This is a genomic window from Massilia sp. Mn16-1_5, from assembly GCF_004798585.1.
Classification (GTDB): domain Bacteria; phylum Pseudomonadota; class Gammaproteobacteria; order Burkholderiales; family Burkholderiaceae_D; genus Telluria.
The window spans coordinates 1-1,210 of the sequence record NZ_PPXQ01000053.1 but is presented as its reverse complement, the minus strand read 5'-3'; the positions used below and the strand labels follow the sequence as shown (position 1 = coordinate 1,210).

General features: G+C 57.9%; 1 protein-coding gene. It reads right to left on the bottom strand.

All coding sequences use genetic code 11. The annotated features are described in order from the left end of the window. Nucleotides 1-26 precede the first annotated feature (26 nt). Nucleotides 27-998 carry an IS110 family transposase gene (locus tag C2862_RS25005; protein WP_136223759.1) on the bottom strand — a complete coding sequence of 324 codons (972 nt, stop codon included), beginning with the start codon at nucleotides 996-998 and terminating at the stop codon, nucleotides 27-29. Nucleotides 999-1,210 lie beyond the last annotated feature (212 nt).

The following is a 1,210-nucleotide window of genomic DNA, read 5'->3' as shown; positions in this document are numbered from 1 at the left end:
GTAGATACCGTCTTGCTCGTCAAGCCTTACATCGCAAATGTTGGATCGTAGGGCTTGCCGGTCTGGACGACACCAAAGCACAGATGCGCCAGCTTACGCATTGCAGCGCCGATAGCGGCCATCTTGGATTTGCCTTTGGCGAGCAGTCGCTCGTTAAGCGCTTTGATGTGAGGATTGCAGCGCCGTGCCACGACGGCAGGCATGTAGAGCACCTTGCGCAGGTAGGCCGGGCCTGCCTTGGACATGTGTGGACGGCCGCGCACCGACGAGCCAGATTCCCACTGAACCGGCACCAGGCCCAAGTAGGCTGCCAGTTGCTCGGCGCGCTCAAACGTTCGTCCAGCAAATAACGCGGTCATATGGCTTGCCACGCGTGGACCGACGCCCGGGATGGTTTCGAGCAGGTCTTTCTTGTTGCGCAGATCTGGATCGTCATCGATGTGCGTAGCGATCATCTTTTCAAGACGCCTTAGCTCTGCCTCAAGGAAGGCAATCGACTGCGCAATCGATTCTCCTACCGCTTCAGGCACTGAACTGAAATCGTTGGCTTCCCGGCGATTTCGCTCGCGCTGCAGGTCGTCGGCTACCGCGTCACGCCGTGCCAACAGGGCTTTGAGCCGGCGGGCCGATGCCGACGGCGGCTGCCATGGAGCGGGATTTTGCGTGGCGCCGTATCGTGCCAGCACAACACTGTCTGCCTTGTCAGTCTTGGTCTTCACGCCCAAACCTTGAGCGAAAGAACGCAGCTGGGCTGGGTTGACCAGCGAAACGATCAAGCCAGCATCGGTCAGCGCTAACGCGGCACTTTCGTGATACATCCCGGTCGGCTCCATCACCACGTGCGGCTTGGCTGCCTTGTTCTTGACCAGCCATTCCAGCAGCTGGACAAAACCAGTAGGTGTGTTAGCGATGGACTTTGACTTCAGCTTACCGCTCGACGAATCGAGCAGCATGCAGTCAAGCTTGGCTTTGGCAACGTCGACGCCCAGGTAAAACATGCTCTCTCCTTAGTTCTCGATCAACACACCCACTCTCCTTGTGCATACAGGGTCCTTGCCCTTGGCTACCGTCCAGTGTTTGGTATGGTGTGGGAACGAGGTGAAGGGCTTGATCTACCTTCCAAGGTCGAGCCTTAAGGGTGGGCCCAAGCTGGTCTTCACCTCTGCTGGTGATAGCTAACCACCAACTCGATCAAGATACAAGGGTGGGC

Bases quoted from the DNA above. Each gene is read 5' to 3' on its own strand.
- C2862_RS25005 (WP_136223759.1), bottom strand. From the start codon at position 998: ATGTTTTACCTGGGCGTCGACGTTGCCAAAGCCAAGCTTGACTGCATG.